General features: G+C 74.2%; 14 protein-coding genes. All 14 read right to left on the reverse strand.

Translation table 11 applies throughout. The annotated features are described in order from the left end of the window. Positions 1-2 precede the first annotated feature (2 nt). The 14 genes from M8330_RS02615 to lysA all read right to left on the reverse strand — a co-directional run bounded on the left by M8330_RS02615 (position 3) and on the right by lysA (position 14,651). Positions 3-338, reverse strand: a complete 336-nt coding sequence (locus M8330_RS02615; protein ID WP_250052620.1) for an AtpZ/AtpI family protein — start codon at positions 336-338, stop codon at positions 3-5. Between the two features lie 30 nt (positions 339-368). After that, complete coding sequence (locus M8330_RS02620; RefSeq protein WP_250826078.1) at positions 369-848, reverse strand: hypothetical protein; 480 nt, start codon at positions 846-848, stop codon at positions 369-371. Between the two features lie 129 nt (positions 849-977). Beyond that, positions 978-2,207: an MraY family glycosyltransferase gene (locus M8330_RS02625; protein WP_250052623.1), complete on the reverse strand. Its 1,230-nt coding sequence runs from the start codon at positions 2,205-2,207 to the stop codon at positions 978-980. 6 nt (positions 2,208-2,213) lie between these two features. Further along, positions 2,214-2,873, reverse strand: a complete 660-nt coding sequence (locus M8330_RS02630) for an L-threonylcarbamoyladenylate synthase (protein WP_308196226.1) — start codon at positions 2,871-2,873, stop codon at positions 2,214-2,216. Between the two features lie 5 nt (positions 2,874-2,878). Beyond that, complete coding sequence (gene prmC / locus M8330_RS02635) at positions 2,879-3,736, reverse strand: peptide chain release factor N(5)-glutamine methyltransferase (protein ID WP_250826080.1); 858 nt, start codon at positions 3,734-3,736, stop codon at positions 2,879-2,881. Positions 3,737-3,738: 2 nt separating this feature from the next. Beyond that, positions 3,739-4,812, reverse strand: a complete 1,074-nt coding sequence (prfA, locus tag M8330_RS02640; RefSeq protein WP_250826081.1) for a peptide chain release factor 1 — start codon at positions 4,810-4,812, stop codon at positions 3,739-3,741. A gap of 110 nt (positions 4,813-4,922) precedes the next feature. Continuing rightward, complete coding sequence (gene rpmE / locus M8330_RS02645; protein ID WP_250052632.1) at positions 4,923-5,132, reverse strand: 50S ribosomal protein L31; 210 nt, start codon at positions 5,130-5,132, stop codon at positions 4,923-4,925. Between the two features lie 170 nt (positions 5,133-5,302). Then, positions 5,303-7,126 carry a sensor histidine kinase gene (locus tag M8330_RS02650; RefSeq protein ID WP_250826082.1) on the reverse strand — a complete coding sequence of 608 codons (1,824 nt, stop codon included), beginning with the start codon at positions 7,124-7,126 and terminating at the stop codon, positions 5,303-5,305. Positions 7,127-7,245: 119 nt separating this feature from the next. After that, positions 7,246-7,617: a response regulator transcription factor gene (locus M8330_RS02655; RefSeq protein ID WP_250052634.1), complete on the reverse strand. Its 372-nt coding sequence runs from the start codon at positions 7,615-7,617 to the stop codon at positions 7,246-7,248. A gap of 121 nt (positions 7,618-7,738) precedes the next feature. After that, positions 7,739-9,625: a transcription termination factor Rho gene (gene rho / locus M8330_RS02660; protein ID WP_250826083.1), complete on the reverse strand. Its 1,887-nt coding sequence runs from the start codon at positions 9,623-9,625 to the stop codon at positions 7,739-7,741. A 272-nt stretch (positions 9,626-9,897) separates the two neighbouring features. Then, entirely contained in the window at positions 9,898-10,809 is a 912-nt protein-coding gene (gene thrB / locus M8330_RS02665; protein ID WP_250826084.1) for a homoserine kinase, read from the reverse strand. A 7-nt stretch (positions 10,810-10,816) separates the two neighbouring features. Then, complete coding sequence (gene thrC / locus M8330_RS02670) at positions 10,817-11,935, reverse strand: threonine synthase (RefSeq protein ID WP_250052637.1); 1,119 nt, start codon at positions 11,933-11,935, stop codon at positions 10,817-10,819. Beyond that, entirely contained in the window at positions 11,932-13,242 is a 1,311-nt protein-coding gene (locus M8330_RS02675; RefSeq protein ID WP_250826085.1) for a homoserine dehydrogenase, read from the reverse strand. Before M8330_RS02675 ends, thrC begins: the two co-directional genes overlap by 4 nt. A 2-nt stretch (positions 13,243-13,244) precedes the next feature. Further along, positions 13,245-14,651 carry a diaminopimelate decarboxylase gene (gene lysA, locus M8330_RS02680; protein ID WP_250826086.1) on the reverse strand — a complete coding sequence of 469 codons (1,407 nt, stop codon included), beginning with the start codon at positions 14,649-14,651 and terminating at the stop codon, positions 13,245-13,247. Positions 14,652-14,656 lie beyond the last annotated feature (5 nt).

The raw sequence follows: 14,656 nt of genomic DNA on the forward strand, positions 1-14,656 counted from the left end.
GATCACTGCGTCTGGTCGTCGGTGGAACGAAGGCCGCCGGCCCGTGGTTCCCCCGTCAAGTTCGTGTCCGGGTCCGTGCTGCCCGGGTGCTGCTCGGCGGGCTCCTCCTCCGGGGTGCGGAAGCGAGCCCAGGTCTGGTAGGTCCCCAGTGCGGCGCCGACGATGACCCCCACGGCCACCAGCCAACCGGTCCCCCACCAACGGTCGAGGCCCCAGCCGATGCCGCCGTAGACGAACACCCCGGCCACCAGGTAGCCGAAGGCCGACCACGGGTCCCCACCGGAGCCGCTCCCCACCGAGGGGTCGGGCCGCCGTGCGGGAGTGTCGTGCCGGGCCATCGCGCCACGGACGATAGCAGGCTGTGGTGCTCATCGCGCACCCGCATCCGCATCCGTCCGACTGGTGTCGTTCGGGCTGTTCACGGGGGCGTCGTACACGGGGACACGCTGCTTGACGGCGGCAACGAGATGCGCGGGGGTCCAGGCGAGGACGACGGCCACCAGGGTGCCCGACAGCCAGGGCCGGACCTCCTCGGATCCCAGGACGTCCCCTGCCGTCAGCGACCCGAGGGCGACCACCAGGAGCACCAGCTGGAGCCCGTAGGTGAGCAGCGCGACGAGCAGGGACGCGGCCGGCAGGACGCGGGCGACCAGGGCCACGGCTCCGGCGCCCAGGGCGAGGACGACGACGCCGACGACGCCTCCGGCCACGGCCCCCAGCGCGGCGGCGCCGCCGGAGGTGACGGCGGCCAGCAGCGCGGCCACGCCGACGACGGCCAAGGCCACGGCGGGGGCGAGCACCAGCGGCCGCAGCAGTGCCCGCGACGGGCCTCGTGCTGCCTGGCTCATGTGCCTCCCTCCGCTGTGCGTCCGCACCCGGCGGTCACCCGCTCGGGGACGCCGGGACGGTGCCGGACACCGTGCTCCGCGGCCCTGCGACCAGGTGGTCCGCAGGGAGCCGAGCGCTCGTGAAAGTTATCACAAACTCGGGTGGCGCCCGTCACCGGGGCCGGCCGTCCCATCCTGCGTCCTCTCCCCCGAGGCGTCCAGGACGCGTTCGACCTCGGTGGCGGCCTGGCTCGGCAGCACCCTCCGCGGGCCGACGGCGGGGAGCAGGAAGGTGAGGGCGACCGTCACGAGCAGGCCCACCACCAGGGCCGCGACCACCATCGGCCCCGAGTAGAGGCTGGCGAAGACGGTGCCGAACGCGACCAGCGCCGCCCACAGCCACATGATGAAGACCGCGCGCCGCTGGGAGTGGCCGATCTCGAGCAGCCGGTGGTGCAGGTGCTGCTTGTCCGGCGAGAACGGCGAGCGCCCGGCCCAGGTCCGTCTGACCACGGCCAGCACGAGGTCCAGCAGGGGCACCAGCAGGATCGAGATGGGCAGCACGATCGGCAGCAGCGTCGGGGCCAGGCTGGCGGGCGAGCCCGACCCGTCCACGCTCAGCTCGCTGGCGGAGAACTGCCCGCTCAGGGTGACCGCGCTGGCCGAGAGCACCAGCCCGATGAGCATCGACCCCGAGTCACCCATGAACAGGCGGGCGGGGTTGAAGTTGTGCGGCAGGAAGCCGAGGCACACGCCGGCCAGGGCGATGCTCAGCAGGGCGGCCGTGGAGGCGCGCGAGGTGTTGTTGATGCTGGTCAGCTGGTAGCAGAAGGCGAAGAACGCCAGCGCCCCGATCCCGACCACGCCCGTGGCCAGGCCATCCAGGCCGTCCACGAAGTTCACCGCGTTGATGGTCGCCACCACCAGGAACCCGGTGAACAGGGCGCCCTGGCTCAGGTCCAGCGTGAACTGCGTGCCGTCCAGCAGCGTCACGAAGTAGAACTGCACGCCGAAGCCGATGAGGATGCCGACCGCGATCAGCTGGCCGCCCAGCTTGGTCAGGGCGTCGAGCTCGAAGATGTCGTCCAGGACGCCGACGAAGCAGATCAGCGCGCCGGCGACCAGCACCACCGCCGCGTCCCGGAAGACGAAGGGTGGCGACTGCTGGGAGAGGAACGGCAGCTGCCGGGCGACCAGGTAGGCGGCGCCGAGGCCGCCCAGCATGGCCAGCCCGCCCATGTAGGGGGTGGGCTCGTCGTGCACGTCGCGGTCGCGCACCCGTGCCACGGCCCCGGTGCGCAGCGCGATCTCGCGCGCGACGACGGTCAGCAGGTAGGTGACCGAGGCCGCGACGAGGAGGACGAGGAGGTACTCCCGCACCGGGCCTCAGTCCTCGTCGAGGGTCAGCGTGGCGCCGAGCGGCTCCAGCACCGCGTTGAGCTGCTCCAGGCTGAGCGCCCCGAGCCGCAGCACGCGGCCCTGGCCACCGGTCGCGTCGACGATGGTCGAGGCCTCACCGCCCGGCGAGGCCCCGTCGTCCACGATCACGTCGACGGCCTCGCCCAGCATCTCCTCGGCCGCGTCCGCGTCGAGGGCGGCCGGGCGCCCCGACAGGTTCGCCGAGGACACCGCCAGGGGGCCGGTGCGCTCGAGGACCTCGCGCATCAGGTCGTGGTCGGGCATCCGCACCGCGACGGTGCCCCGGGTCTCCCCGAGGTCCCACCGCAGCGACTGCTGCTGGTGGCACACGATGGTGAGCGGGCCGGGCCAGAACTCCTCGACCAGCGCCCGGGCGTAGCCCGGGACCTTGGTGGCCAGGGCGTCCAGGGTCGTGCGGGCGGAGACGAGGACCGGCGGCGGCATGTCGCGACCGCGGCCCTTCGCGGCCAGCAGGTCGGCGACCGCGTCGGCGTCGAAGGCGTCCGCGGCGATGCCGTAGACGGTGTCGGTGGGCAGGACGGCCAGGCCGCCCCGCTGGAGGGCCCGGCTCGCGGCCGCGACGGCGGTCTCGCGCTCCTCCTCGGACCCGGTGGGAAAACGCTCCATGGTGCTCATCGTGCCAGTCGCGCCGTGCAGTACCGCGCCCGCCCGGCCAGGTCGGCGTGGTCGCGCACGTCCTCCCAGCCCCCGACCTGCACGAGCACCTCGGGCGCGGACTCGCCCTGGGCGTCGGCGTGCTCGAACCCGAGCACGCCGCCGGGGCGCAGCAGGCGCTGTGCGCGGCGGGCGATGACCCGGATCGCGTCGAGCCCGTCGTCGCCGCTGAACAGGGCGAGATGGGGGTCGTGGTCGCGGGCCTCGGGGGCCACGGACTCCCAGGCCTCCAGCGGCACGTAGGGCGGGTTGGAGACCACCACGTCGACGTGCCCGAGCAGGTCCTCGAAGGCGTCGGCCAGGTCGCCCTGGCGCAGGTCGACGCCGCTGCCGGCGAGGTTCCGCGAGGCCCAGTCGAAGGCGTCCTCGGAGAGCTCCACCGCGTGCACGCGGGCGCCGGGCACCTCGTGGGCGACGCTGCCGGCGATGGCCCCGGAGCCGGTGCACAGGTCGACGACGACGGGCTCGGCGGTGCCGGCCGCCTGGAGGGCCAGCGCGGCCTCGACGGCCCAGCCCGCCAGCAGCTCGGTCTCCGGCCGCGGCACGAAGACGCCCGGGCCGACGGCGAGCTCGAGGTGCCGGAACGCAGCGGTGCCCACGAGGTGCTGGAGCGGCTCCCGGGAGGCGCGTCGCGCGACCAGGGCGGCCAGCCGGCCGGCGTCCTGCTCCCCCACGTCGGCGACCAGCGGCAGGCGCGAGCGCGGCACGTCGAGCACGTGCGCCAGCAGGGCGGCGGCGTCGTGCTCCGGGCTGGCGACCCCGGCGTCCGTCAGCACGGCCGACGCCTCGCGCAGCAGGGCCCGCACGGCGTCCACGCTCACTCCTCCAGGGCCGCGAGGCGGGCGGCCATGTCGGCGTCGACGCAGGAGTCCAGGACGGGGCCGAGGTCGCCGTCGAGCACCTGGTCGAGGTTGTAGGCCTTGTAGCCGGTGCGGTGGTCGGAGATGCGGTTCTCCGGGTAGTTGTAGGTGCGGATCCGCTCCGAGCGGTCCACGGTGCGCACCTGGCTGCGGCGGGCCTCGCCTGCGGCGGCGTCCGCCTCCTCCTGGGCCGCGGCCAGCAGGCGCGAGCGCAGGATGCGCAGGGCCTGCTCCTTGTTCTGCAGCTGGGACTTCTCGTTCTGGCAGGAGACGACGATGCCGGTGGGCAGGTGGGTGATCCGCACGGCCGAGTCGGTGGTGTTGACGCTCTGCCCGCCGGGTCCGGAGGAGCGGAAGACGTCGATGCGCAGGTCGTTGTCGTCCACGACGACGTCGACCTGCTCCGCCTCCGGCAGCACCAGGACGCCGGCGGCGCTGGTGTGCACACGACCCTGGGACTCGGTCACGGGGACCCGCTGGACGCGGTGCACCCCGCCCTCGAACTTCAGCCGCGCGAACGGGGTGCGGCCGGGCTCGGTGCTCCCCTTGGCCTTGACCGCCACGGTGACCGACTTGTAGCCGCCCAGGTCGGACTCGGCGGCGTCGAGCACCTCCACGCCCCAGCCCGCGGTCTCGGCGTAGCGCGAGTACATCCGCAGCAGGTCGCCGGCGAACAGCGCGGACTCCTCACCGCCCTCGCCGGACTTGATCTCGAGGATGGCGTCCTTGTCGTCGGCGGGGTCGCGCGGCACGAGGAGACGGCGCAGCCGCTCCTCCGCGTCCTCGCGCGCGATCGCCAGACGGTCGGCCTCCTCGGCGAAGGACGGGTCGTCGGCCGACAGCTCACGGGCGGCCTCGAGGTCGTCGGCCAGCGAGCCCCAGGTGCGCCAGGTGGTGATGATCGCGGACAGCTCGGCGTAGCGGCGGTTCAGCTGCTTGGCCAGGCGCGCGTCCGCGTGCGTCTCGGGCAGCGCCAGCCGCCCCTCCAGCTCGGTGTGCTCCTCGAGCATGTGCTCCACGGCCTCGAACACGCGTGGTCCCCTCCCCCGGCCCTGCGCCGGCGCTGCGGTCTCACCTCTTCGAACACGACGAGCGCCGGCCCCGTCCGCAAGGGACGGAGACCGGCGCTCGGTCGGAGGTGCTACTTCTTCTTGCCGTAGCGAGCCTCGAAGCGGGCCACGCGCCCACCGGTGTCGAGGATCTTCTGCTTGCCCGTGTAGAACGGGTGGCACTGGGAGCACACGTCCGAGCGGATCTGGCCGCTGGTCACGGTGCTGCGGGTGGTGAACGTGGAGCCGCAGGTGCAGATGACCTCGGTCTCGACGTACTCCGGGTGGATGTCAGCCTTCATGGGAAGTCCCTTCTCGATGGGTCGTCCCGGGTCGTCACTGGCCGATGCGCGAGCGTCGACGGACGTGAACCGGGACCGTACGTACCATTGTGCCCAACGGCCGCGGGCGGCGGCGAATTCCCGCGCTCCCGGTCGCCGCGCGGCGTCCCGTCCGCTGCGCCGGGGACGCCTCAGCCGGGGTGCCGTCCGGAGGCGACGAACGGCGGGGGCGTGTCGACCGTCGGCTCGCCGGGCTGCTCCAGCCGTGGCGCGCGCGGCGTGCTCGGCAGCCGCTCACCGCCGCCGGTCGAGACCTCGCCGGGCTTGAGGTCGAGGCGCTCCGGCAGACGCAGCTCGGGGACGTCCTCGGCCGCGTCGTCCTCGCGGTCGTCGGCCGCGTCGATCGCCTCGGCGGGCTCGGCTGCCGCGGGCGTCGGGGTGGCTCCCGCCTCCTCAGGGTCGGCGAGCGCGTCCTGGCCGTCGTCGGTGGGCTCGCCGGGCTCGGGCAGGACCCCCGCCCGCAGCAGCGGCACCCGCAGGACGACGGTGGTGCCCTGGCCCTCGACGCTGCTCAGCCGCAGGTCGCCGCCGTGGCGGTCGACGACGGTCTGGACGATCCGCAGGCCCAGGCCGGTGCCGGCGATCTCGTTCTGCACCGCGTTGCGGGCGCGGAAGAACCGCGTGCCCAGCCGCTCCACCTCGTCCTCGGGGATGCCGATGCCGTGGTCGGTCACGGTCACCGCGGCCACCTGGTCGTCGGGCAGGGCGACCACGGAGACCTCGACGTTGGAGTCGGGGCGGGAGAACTTCACCGCGTTGGAGACGATGTTGAGCAGGGCGCGCCCCATGAGTGCCCGGTCCACCATCGTCGGGACGGTGCCCGCGGGCTCGTCCATGACGACGCGGATGTCGCGGCCGGCGGCGGTGATCCGCACGTCGGTGACGGCGTCGCGCACGATCGTGGCCAGGTCGCTGGCCTCGCGCTCGGTGCGCACCGTCTCGGCCCGGGAGAGCGTCAGCAGGTCATCGATGAGGGCCTTGAGCCGGCCCACGTTGCGGCGCGTGGCGTCGAGGATGCGCTCGTGCCGCGGCTGCATGCGGCCCTCGAACTCCTCGGCGACGAGCTCCAGGTAGCCGGCGATGGTGGTCAGCGGGGTCCGCAGCTCGTGGGAGACGTTGGAGACGAAGTCGTCGCGGGCGCTGTCGAGGGTGTGCAGCGAGCTCTGGATGTGGGACTCCACGGCCCGGGCCCGGGCCTGCGCCTCGGCCAGCTCGTTGACGGCCAGCGCGATCGAGCGCACCTCCCGCGGCCCGGCCGGACGGGCCCGGACGGTCGGGTCGGCGGCCATCCGCTGGACGCAGGCCTCCAGCTCCAGCAGCGGGGTGGACAGGCGGGTCAGCAACGAGCGGCGGGCCGTGACGAGCACCCACACGGCGAGCACCGCGAGCACGAGCAGGCTGCCGACCGCGCCCCACTGGCGCCAGGTCGCGGCGGACTCGGCCTCGGCCAGGCCCGCGGCGAGCGCGGTGGTGGTCGACTGGTGCGCCTGCTCGACGTCGGCGATCCGGTCCTGGCCCACGGCGTAGAGCGCCGGGCGGTAGCGCGCGCCCGGCAGCGCCAGCCGCGGCTCGACGTAGTCGTCCAGCCAGGTCTCGGCCGCCCCGGCCTCGGCCTTGACGAGGGCGAGCAGCTCGGCGTCGTCCCCGACCCCGGCCCGCACCCGGAGCAGGTGGCCGGCCAGCCGCTCCCGCAGGTCGGCCACCTCGGCCGGCTTGGCCGGGTCCCCCGTGCGCGCCCAGTCACCGACCGCGGCGTCGATCGCGGTCACGTCCTGGAGCACGCCCGCGTGGGCGGCGACCGCGGGCTGGAAGGAGCCGGTGAGACCGCTGAGCGCCTGCGCGGAGAGCACGACGCTGACCACGCCGACCACGACCAGGGCCACGACCAGGCCCATCAGCCGGTGCAGCGCCGGGTTCACGGTCGACGCGACACTGCGACTCGTCCCCTCGGCCATGCTGAGACTCCCTCCCCTGCCGCTCGCCTGAGCCCCCGGCGGCACGGTTGTGTGCCGACGAGAATACCGCCCGGGGCTCCCCCGAGGGCGGCTTCGTCACAGGTCCCGCGGAGCGGTGCTCAGCGGGATCGCTCGAGCAGGGCCTCCACCCGCGAGGCCAGCTCGCGGGGGCTGAAGGGCTTGGTGATGTAGTCGTCGGCGCCCGAGTCGAAGCCGCTCTCGACGTCGGACTCCTGGGCCCGCGCGGTCAGAAGGATGACCGGCAGGTCGGCCAGCGCCGGGTCCGCCCGCATCTCGCGGATCGCGTCGAGGCCGGACGCGACCGGCATCATCACGTCGAGCACGGCCAGGTCGGGGCGGTCGGCGCGGGCGGCGGCCACGGCCTGGGCGCCGTCCGAGACGGCGACGATGTCGTGCCCCAGCGAGGAGAGCTTGAACTCGACGAGCTCGCGGATGTCGACGTCGTCGTCCGCCACCAGGATGCGTGCCACGGGAGAAGCGTGCCACAGCGGACCCCGTCGCGGCGCCGGACGTCGGTACCGGTCCGGGCACCCGCCCCTCCCCGGGACGGAGAGACGCGGGCACCCGGCCGGACCGGGCGTCGCGGGTGCGTCAGCCGAGCGGGTCCTTGGCCGCCACGACGTCGGCGTTGGACGCGGTGGTGCGCAGCTTCTCCACGAGGCGGGTCGTGCCCTCGAGCAGGCCCGCGTCACGGACCGCGTCCTGCACCGCCACGGTCGTGGCGACCTCGGCGTCCGCCGCGAGGTCCGCGGAGCGTCGCGTGCCCGAGGCGGTGACGTCGACGGCCGGGAAGACCCGCCGCTCGGCCATCTCGCGGCGCAGCCGGATCTCGGCGTTCGCGGTGCCCTCGAGCTCCTCCAGGATGACCTCGTCGGTCGCCGAGCCCGTGTCGGCCAGCGCCGTCGCGAGGATCGTCAGCGACCCGCCGTCCTCGATGTTGCGGGCGGCCCCGAAGAACTTCTTCGTGGGGTGCAGCGCCGAGGAGTCCACGCCGCCGGCGAGCACGCGACCGCCACCGGTGGCCGACAGGTTGTAGGCACGGGCGAGCCGGGTGAGGCCGTCGACCAGCAGCACCACGTCCATGCCGAGCTCGACCAGGCGCTTGGCACGCTCCACGGCGAGCTCGGCGACGACCGTGTGGTCGGCCGGCTGACGGTCGAAGGTGGAGGGGATGACCTCACCGCGCACGGAGCGGGTGAAGTCGGTGACCTCCTCGGGCCGCTCGTCGACCAGCACGACCATCACGTGGGTCTCGGGGTTGTTGCGGGTGATCGCGTCGGCGACCGCCTGGAGCACCATCGTCTTGCCGGCCTGGGGCGGGGAGACGAGCAGGGCGCGCTGGCCCTTGCCCAGCGGCGCCACGAGGTCGACGACCCGACCGACCAGCTCGTCGGCGGTCGTCTCCAGGCGCAGCCGCTCGGTGGGGAACAGCGGGGTCAGGTCGGAGAACTCCGGGCGGTCGCGGGCCTCCTCGGGGTCCAGCCCGTTGACCGTGTCGATGCGCACGAGCGGGTTGAACTTCTCCTTGCGCTCGCCCTCGCGGGGCGTGCGGACCTGACCGGTCACGGCGTCGCCGCGGCGCAGGCCGTGCTTGCGGACCATGGAGAGCGAGACGTAGACGTCGTCCGGGCCGGGCAGGTAGCCGGTGGTGCGCACGAAGGCGTAGTTCTCCAGGACGTCGAGGATGCCGGCGGCCGGCACGAGCACGTCGTCCTCGAGGATCGTGGTGTCGACCTCGCCCCGGGTCCGGCCGCGCTCGCGCTCGCGGGCGCGGCGACGACGGTTGCGGCGGCCGCCACCCTCCTCGTCGTCGTCCTCGTCCTGCTGCAGGTTCTGGTTGCCGGGGTTGTTCTGGCCCTGCTGGTTGTTCTGCTGGCCCCCCTGCTGGTTGTTCTGCTGGCCGCCCTGCTGCTTGTCGCCGGACTTCTGCTGGTTGCCCTGCTGGCCGCCCTGCTTCTGCTGGGGCTGCTTGTCGCCCCTCTGCTGGCCCTTCTGGCCCTTCTGCTGGTTGCCCTGCTGGTTGCCGCCGGACTTCTCGTCCTGCTGGCTGCCCTGCTGGTTGCCCTGCTTCTCGGCGCCGTCGGGCTGCTGGCCGTCGCCCTGGCCACGGGAACGGCGGGAGCGACGCGACGGGCGCTCACCGCCCTCGGTCTCGGCAGACTGCTCGGCGGGCCGGTCCGCCGACGGCTCGTCCGCCTTCTCGTCCGGCTTCTGGGCGGTCTTCCGGGCGCGCTCGCGGGCGGGCTTCTGGGCCGTCTCCTGCGCCGGCTGCCGCGCGGGGGCGGCGGCCTTGTCCGCGGCGGCACCGTCCTGCAGGTTCTTGATCGCCTCGACCAGCTGCGGCTTGCGCATCTGCTCGGCGTCGGCGATGCCGAGCGCGCCGGCCATGGCCTTGAGGTCGGCCACCAGCATGCCGTTCAGGCTGGTCGGCTTCTTGCGGGCCTTGGCCGCGGTGGCGGCCTCGGGGCTCTCGGTCACGTACGTTCCTTTCCCACGACGGGGTACCGCCGGACGACGCCGGACGGCTGATCGGTGAGGTTGATCTCCAGAGTCCATCTGCTGGATCGGACTCCCGCGCCGGAGGACCGTTGCCGGGAGTGGACCCGGGCCGGGCGGTGCGGGGACGTCGCAGGTGGGCGACGTGAGGCGGCCACCGAGCGACGCGAGCAGGCTAGCAGCACGACCGTGGCCCGTGGGCGGGCACGTCCCAGGTCGCGCAGGCAGGTCACCGGGCAGGCGCCCGACCGCCGTCAGACCAGCGCCGCGCCCGCGGTCTCCACCGGCAGGTAGGAGGCCCACCAGCCCTCGGGGCAGCGGGCCAGCACGTCGGCGGTCAGCCCGCCCTCGGGACCGTCGGTGAACGCCAGCACCGTCGGCCCGGCGCCGGAGACGACCGCCGCGACGCCCGAGGCGCGCAGCGCGTCGACGAGGGCCAGGGACTCGGGCATCGCCGGGCGGCGGTAGTCCTGGTGCAGGTAGTCCCGGGTGGCCCGCAGGAGGTGCTCGGGCCGGCCACCGAGGGCGGCGACCAGCAGGGCGGTGCGACCCGCGTCCGCGGCGGCGTCGGCGTGGGGCACGGTGGCGGGGAGCAGGCCGCGGGCGGCCTCGGTCGAGACCGGGGTGGGCGGCACCAGCACCACGGCGCCGACGCGCGGGTCGACGGGCGCGCCCACGGCGTAGAAGGTGCCGTCCTCGTCCTGCCCGGAGACCACGAAGCCGCCGAGGAAGGCGGGGGCCACGTTGTCGGGGTGGCCCTCGATCCGCGCCGCCAGGTCGAGCACCGCGTCGTCGTCGACCAGCAGGGCACCGCCGGCCACGAGGCCGCGGGCGAGCACCAGGCCGGCGACGATCGCCGCGGAGGAGGAGCCCAGTCCGCGGGCGTGCGGGATGACGTTCTCGCAGGACAGGCGCAGCCCCGGGGGCTGGGCGCCGACGAGGTCGAAGAGGGCCCGCATCGAGCGGACCACGAGGTGCGACTCGTCGCGCGGCACGTCCTGCGCGCCCGAGCCCGACACCTCGACGACGAGACCCTCGTCGAGCACCTCGGCCTCGAGGTGGTCGTGCAGGCCCAGGGCCAGCCCGAGGGAGTCGAAGCCCGGGCCGAGGTTGGCGGAGGTGGCCGGGACGCGGACGCGGACCGGCCCGGAGGCGAAGGAGACCACGCGGGGCTCAGGCCAGGCCGGAGGTGGTCAGGCCCGCGGCCTCGGCCGCGGCGTCCACGTCCGCGTCGACCACGGTGTCCACGACGCTGCGACCGCCCGCGGAGAAGCCCTCCAGCGCGGTCGCGGTGTCCTTGAGCCCGTGGCCGGTCACGGTGACGACGACCGTGCTGCCGCGGTACTCCACGCCCGCGGCGACCTCCTGGAGCAGGCCGGCGACGCTGGCCGCGGAGCCGGGCTCCACGAAGACGCCGTCGCGCTGGGCGAGGTCCTGCTGGGCGGCGAGGATCTGCTCGTCGGTGACCGAGGCGATGCTGCCGCGCGACTGGTCACGGGCCGCGATGGCCAGGTCCCAGGACGCCGGGTTGCCGATGCGGATCGCGGTGGCCTTCGTCTCCGGGTTCGGGACGGGCTCGCCGATCACCAGCGGGGCCGCACCGGCCGCCTGGAACCCGTGCATGACGGGCAGCCGCGTGGTCTGGCCGAGGTCGCGGTACTGCCGGTAGCCCAGCCAGTAGGCCGAGATGTTGCCGGCGTTGCCGACGGGCAGGACGTGGTGGTCGGGGGCGTCACCGAGGAAGTCGGCGATCTCGAAGGCGGCGGTCTTCTGCCCCTCCAGACGCACCGGGTTCACCGAGTTCACCAGCGCGACCGGGTACTTCTCGGACAGGCCGCGGGCCATCATCAGGCAGTCGTCGAAGTTGCCGCGCACCATGATCACCTGGGCGCCGTGGACGATGGCCTGGGCCATCTTGCCGGCGGCGATCTTGCCCTCGGGCACGAGCACCAGCGGCTTCATCCCCGCCTTGGCGGCGTAGGCGGCCATCGAGGCGGAGGTGTTGCCGGTGGAGGCGCAGACGCAGGCCTGGGCGCCCTGGAACTTGGCCACCGACATGGCCGCGGTCATGCCGCGGTCCTTGAAGGAGCCGGTCGGGTTCGAGCCCTCGACCTTGACGAACACCTCGGCACCGGTGAGCCCCGAGAGCCACTCGGAGTGCACGAGCGGCGTGCCGCCCTCGCGCAGCGTGACCGCCGGCGTCCCCTCGGGGATCTCCAGCAGGTCGCGGTACTCCTCGATGACGCCGCGCCACTGACGGGTGCGGGGCCCGGCGGGCGCCTGGGTGCTCACTCGTGTCCTCCTTCGACGCGCATCACCGAGGTGACCTCGCGGACGATGTCCATGCCCTGCAGGTGGGTGACCGTGGCGGCCAGCTGGGCGTCGCTGGCCTCGTGGGAGACGACCACAAGGGTCGCGTCGTCGCCGCGGCCCTCCTGGCGGACGGTCTGGATCGAGACGCCGTGCTCGGCGAAGGCCTGGGCGACGGCGGCCAGCACGCCGGCCTTGTCGTCGACCGCGGCCGCCACGTGGTAGCGGGTGCGGGTCTCCCCCATCGGCAGCACGGGCCGCTGCGTGTAGGCGGACTCCCCCGCGCCGCGCGCGCCGGCGAGCCGGTTCCGCGCGATCGTCACCAGGTCGCCCAGCACCGCGGAGGCCGTGGGGGCGCCGCCGGCACCGGGGCCGTAGAACATCAGCTGGCCGGCGGCCTCGGACTCGACGAAGACCGCGTTGTAGGCCTCGCGCACGGACGCCAGGGGGTGGCTCGCCGGGATCATGGCGGGGTGGACGCGGGCGGAGACCGCCTCCTCGCCGTCGGGGCCCTCGCGCAGCTCGCAGATGGCCAGCAGCTTCACCACGCAGCCCATGTCGGCGGCGGAGGCCACGTCGGCCGCGCTGACCTCGGTGATGCCCTCGCGGTGCACGTCGGATGCGGTGACCCGGGTGTGGAAGGCCAGCGACGCCAGGATGGCGGCCTTCGCGGCCGCGTCGAAGCCCTCGACGTCGGCGGTGGGGTCCGCCTCGGCGTAGCCCAGGTCCTGGGCCTCGGTGAGCGACTCGGAGAAGCCCGCCCCCGTGGTGTCCATCTTGTCGAGGATGAAGTTCGTGGTGCCGTTGACGATGCCGAGCACCCGGGTCACCCGGTCACCGGCCAGCGACTCGCGCAGCGGGCGCAGGATCGGGATGGCGCCGGCCACCGCGGCCTCGTAGTAGAGGTCGCGGCCGGCCTTGGCGGCGGCCTCGAACAGTGTCGGGCCGTCCTCGGCCAGCAGCGCCTTGTTGGCGGTCACGACCGAGGCCCCGCTCTCGAGCGCAGCCAGGATCAGCCCGCGGGCGGGCTCGATGCCACCGATGACCTCGACCACCAGGTCGACGTCCTCGCGGGTCACCAGGGCGTGCGCGTCGGTGGTGAGCAGGTGCTCGGGCACCTCCACCTCGCGGGTCACCTCGAGGCGGCGCACCGCCACGCCCACCAGCTCCACGGGCGCGCCCACGCGCGCCGTCAGGTCGCCGGCCTGCTCACGCAGCAGCCGCACCACCTGGGAACCCACGGAGCCGCAGCCCAGCACCGCCACCTTCAGCGGCTTGACGCCGTCCATCTCTACAGATCACCCACGTCGGTCGACAGCAGATCCTCAACAGTCTCGCGCCGCAGGAGCGTACGCGCGACCCCGTCCCGCACCGCGACCACCGGGGGCCGCAGCGCGTGGTTGTAGTTCGAGGCCAGTGAACGGCAGTACGCGCCGGTCGCCGGCACGGCCAGCAGGTCGCCGCCGGCCACGTCACCGGGCAGGAACTCGTCCTTGACCACGATGTCGCCCGCCTCGCAGTGCTTGCCCACGACCCGGGAGAGCACGGGCTCGGCGTCCGAGCGGCGCCCGGCCAGGGTGCAGGAGTAGTCGGCGTCGTAGAGGGCGGTGCGCACGTTGTCGCTCATCCCGCCGTCCACGGAGACGTAGGTGCGCACGGCGCCGCCGTCGAGCGCGACCGGCTTGACCGTGCCGACCTCGTACACGGTGCACATCGAGGGGCCGACGATCGCGCGGCCCGGCTCGATCGAGAGGTGCGGGCGCTCGATGCCGAGCGCGGCGCACTCGCCGTCGACGATCGCGGTCAGCTCGGACGCCAGCGTGGCCGGCGTCGAGGGGTCGTCCTGCGTCGTGTAGGCGATGCCGAAGCCGCCGCCGAGGTCCATCTCGGGCAGCGTCACGCCCAGCTCGGTGGCGATCTGCGCGTGCAGCCGCAGCACCCGGCGGGCGGCGACCTCGAAGCCGGCGGAGGCGAAGATCTGGCTGCCGATGTGGCTGTGCAGGCCGCGCAGCTCGATGCCCGGGGCCGCCAGCACGCGGCGCGCGGCCTCCAGGGCGGCACCGGAGGAGATCGAGAGGCCGAACTTCTGGTCCTCGTGCGCGGTGGCGATGTACTCGTGGGTGTGCGCCTCGACGCCGGCGGTGACCCGGATGAGCACCTGGGCGCTCGTGCCGGTCTCGGCCGTCAGCGCGGCCAGGCGCTCGATCTCGTCGAAGGAGTCGACGATGATGCGCCCCACCCCGACGCGCAGGGCTGTGGCCAGCTCGGCGGTGGACTTGTTGTTGCCGTGGAAGCCGACGCGCTCCATCGGGAAGCCGGCCCGCTCGGCCACGGCCAGCTCGCCGCCGGAGCAGACGTCGAGGTTGAGCCCCTCCTCGTCGATCCAGCGGGCGACCGCGGTGCACAGGAACGCCTTGCCGGCGTAGTAGACGCCGTAGCCGGCGAACGCGTCGCGGAACGCGCCGGCGCGGGCGCGGAAGTCCGCCTCGTCCAGGACGTAGGCGGGGGTGCCGTGCTCGGCGGCCAGCGCCGGGAGCGGGACGCCGCCGACGCTCAGCACGCCCGCCTCGTCCTTGCGCGCGGTGGCCGACCACAGCTGCGGGACGAGCGCGTCGACGTCGGTGGGCTGCCGCAGCCAGGACGGCCCGCGCAGGGCGCCGGCGGCGTGCGCCCAGCCGGCCTCGTGGGTGTGGCTCATGGTCG

Source organism: Nocardioides bruguierae, from assembly GCF_023656415.1.
Lineage (GTDB): Bacteria > Actinomycetota > Actinomycetes > Propionibacteriales > Nocardioidaceae > Nocardioides > Nocardioides bruguierae.